The following is a 1,869-nucleotide window of genomic DNA, read 5'->3' as shown; positions in this document are numbered from 1 at the left end:
ATTTCGCCTTACCCGTCTTTTATATACCCGGAGCTGGATAAGCAACGAACGTCCTGGCCTGCTTTTCGATCTGGCGACAGGGTGGCTTATGCAACATCGTATTATTCTCCCCGGAGCCACTACGCTGACCCGGTTGATTTCAGAGGTAAGGGAAAAGGCGACGTTGCGCCTGTGGAACAAACTGGCACTGATACCGTCAGCCGAACAACGTTCACAGCTGGAGATGCTGCTGGGGCCAACTGATTGCAGCCGCCTGTCTTTACTGGAATCACTGAAAAAAGGCCCTGTGACCATCAGTGGTCCGGCGTTTAATGAAGCAATTGAACGCTGGAAAACTCTGAACGATTTTGGCTTGCATGCTGACAACCTGAGTACACTCCCGGCTGTGCGCCTGAAAAATCTCGCACGTTATGCTGGTATGACTTCGGTGTTCAATATTGCCAGGATGTCACCGCAGAAAAGGATGGCGGTTCTGGTTGCCTTTGTCCTTGCATGGGAAACGCTGGCGTTGGATGATGCACTGGACGTTCTGGACGCCATGCTGGCCGTTATCATCCGTGACGCCAGAAAGATTGGGCAGAAAAAACGGCTCCGCTCGCTGAAGGATCTGGATAAATCTGCATTGGCGCTCGCCAGCGCATGTTCGTACCTGCTGAAAGAAGAAACACCGGACGAATCGATTCGTGCTGAGGTGTTCAGCTACATCCCCAGGCAAAAGCTGGCTGAAATCATCACGCTTGTCCGTGAAATTTCCCGGCCCTCAGACGATAATTTTCATGAAGAAATGGTGGAGCAGTACGGGCGCGTTCGTCGTTTCCTGCCCCATCTGCTGAATACCGTTAAATTTTCATCCGCACCTGCCGGGGTTACCACTCTGAATGCCTGTGACTACCTCAGCCGGGAGTTCAGCTCACGGCGGCAGTTTTTTGACGACGCACCAACGGAAATTATCAGTCGGTCATGGAAACGGCTGGTGATTAACAAGGAAAAACATATCACCCGCAGGGGATACACGCTCTGCTTTCTCAGTAAACTGCAGGATAGTCTGAGGCGGAGGGATGTCTACGTTACCGGCAGTAACCGGTGGGGAGATCCCCGAGCAAGATTACTACAGGGTGCTGACTGGCAGGCAAACCGGATTAAGGTTTATCGTTCTCTGGGACACCCGACAGACCCGCAGGAAGCAATAAAATCTCTGGGTCATCAGCTTGATAGTCGTTACAGACAGGTTGCTGCACGTCTTGGCGAAAATGAGGCTGTCGAACTCGATGTTTCTGGCCCGAAGCCCCGGTTGACAATTTCTCCCCTCGCCAGTCTTGATGAGCCGGACAGTCTGAAACGACTGAGCAAAATGATCAGTGATCTGCTCCCTCCGGTGGATTTAACAGAGTTGCTGCTCGAAATTAACGCCCATACCGGATTTGCTGATGAGTTTTTCCATGCTAGTGAAGCCAGTGCCAGAGTTGATGATCTGCCCGTCAGCATCAGCGCCGTGCTGATGGCTGAAGCCTGCAATATCGGTCTGGAACCACTGATCAGATCAAATGTTCCTGCACTGACCCGACACCGGCTGAACTGGACAAAAGCGAACTATCTGCGGGCTGAAACTATCACCAGCGCTAATGCCAGACTGGTTGATTTTCAGGCAACGCTGCCACTGGCACAGATATGGGGTGGCGGAGAAGTGGCATCTGCAGATGGAATGCGCTTTGTTACGCCAGTCAGAACAATCAATGCCGGACCGAACCGCAAATACTTTGGTAATAACAGAGGGATCACCTGGTACAACTTTGTGTCCGATCAGTATTCCGGCTTTCATGGCATCGTTATACCGGGGACGCTGAGGGACTCTATCTTTGTGCTGGAAGG

1 pseudogene is annotated in these 1,869 nt (G+C 52.0%); it reads left to right on the top strand.

Annotated features, from left to right (window positions below):
- Positions 1-1,869, top strand: a pseudogene (locus PG883_RS23340) (Tn3-like element Tn3 family transposase); the annotation flags it as partial.

Origin of the sequence: Aeromonas sp. QDB25 (genome assembly GCF_027707725.1) — a bacterium.
Taxonomy (GTDB): domain Bacteria; phylum Pseudomonadota; class Gammaproteobacteria; order Enterobacterales; family Aeromonadaceae; genus Aeromonas; species Aeromonas caviae.
The sequence above is the reverse complement of the archived record's forward strand: the minus strand, read 5'-3'. Positions and strand labels throughout refer to the sequence as shown.